Genomic DNA, 1,398 nt, shown 5'->3' on the forward strand with positions numbered 1-1,398 from the left:
AACAAGAAATTTACCCATTGTTTTACAAATGGCTTCGTACATTTCCTTTTCGTTATCTACATTGACCGTTTTTGGATTAAATGCAGTCAAAGCACTTGTCAAGGCAGACAAAACACCCATTGGATGTGCTGTTTTTGGAAATCCATCGATGATGTTTTTCATTTCTTCGTTGACCAAAGTGTATTTACGAATGTTTCTTTCGAAATTTGCTAATTGTTCTTTGTTTGGTAATTCACCAAAAATAACTAAATAAGACACTTCAAGAAAATCTGCTTTATCGGCTAAATCTTCTATGGAATATCCTCTGTAACGAAGAATTCCTTCTTCTCCATCAAGGAAAGTGATCTTGCTTTTACAAACACCTGAATTTTTGTATCCTGGATCGTAAGTGATAGCACCTGATAAATCTCTTAATTTACTAATATCGATAGCCGTTTCGTTTTCGCTTCCAACCATTACTGGAAGTTCATACTTGTTTCCATCAATTTCTAATGTTGCAATTTTTGACATAATATAATGTGGGAATTAATCTAAAATATATAATTTAACAAAAATAGATAATTATGTATTAAATAAAAAAGTTTTAAGGTGACGATTTCGTTAATTTTTTAATAAAAATAAAAAAACCTTCTTATTTCTAGCTTATAACAAATCATTTTCTGTAGCAAATCTTATGAGCATTGCTGTGTTTTTTACATTTAGTTTGGTATGTAAATTTTTGCGATGACTGTCAACTGTATCTGTACTTATAAATAATTTTTCGGAGATTTGTATGTTGGTTAACCCCTCGGCTATGAGAATGAGGATTTCTTTTTCGCGCTTGGTTAGTTTTGGTATTTTGTTTTGAAGTTCATTTTCGTAACGCAAGGCTCTATCTGCTTCAAAAGTGAGATAGTTACTACCTTTAGAGACCGTTTCGATTGCTTTAAGTATTTCGTGTTTGTCTGCATTTTTTAGTAAATAACCTTTAGCACCACTTTCTATCATTTTTCGTACATAAGTACCTTGATTGTGTGTACTTAAGGCGATAACTTTTACATTTTGGTGCTTTTTTGTAATACTGTCGCAAAGTTCAATGCCGCTTGTGTCAGGCAAATTTATATCCATTAAAATAACATCGGCTGTTTTTATTTTAAAAAATTGCAAACAATTTTGAGCCGTGTTAGCGCAACCAACGAGTTCTATATGGTTTTCGCCAAACAACAAGGATTTGATTCCTTCAATAACCATTTGATGGTCGTCGACAATAAATACTTTTATAGGACTGTTACGCATTGAGCTCAATATTTACAGTAGTTCCATTGTTAGGCGACGTTGCGGTATCTATTTTTCCTTTCAAATAATGTACTCGATAAGCAATATTCCCTAGACCGTCGCCTTTTGTGGATTGGTTTTGGT

2 protein-coding genes are annotated in these 1,398 nt (G+C 32.6%); both read right to left on the bottom strand.

The window, feature by feature from the left end; genetic code table 11:
* The coding region (locus RMO83_RS13825) for a citrate/2-methylcitrate synthase (RefSeq protein WP_310554953.1) at nucleotides 1–510 on the bottom strand (510 nt) is incomplete at its 3' end.
* 132 nt (nucleotides 511–642) lie between these two features.
* Nucleotides 643–1,275, bottom strand: coding sequence for a response regulator transcription factor (locus tag RMO83_RS13830; RefSeq protein WP_310560287.1), 633 nt, complete (start codon nucleotides 1,273–1,275; stop codon nucleotides 643–645).
* Between the last annotated feature and the right edge of the window lie 123 nt (nucleotides 1,276–1,398).

This window comes from Flavobacterium sp. (assembly GCF_031423415.1).
In the GTDB taxonomy this organism is placed as follows: Bacteria; Bacteroidota; Bacteroidia; order Flavobacteriales; family Flavobacteriaceae; genus Flavobacterium.

What these genes read in the sequence shown, in the direction of transcription:
- RMO83_RS13830 (WP_310560287.1), bottom strand. Translation starts at nt 1,275, where the DNA reads ATGCGTAACAGTCCTATAAAAGTATTTATTGTCGACGACCATCAAATG.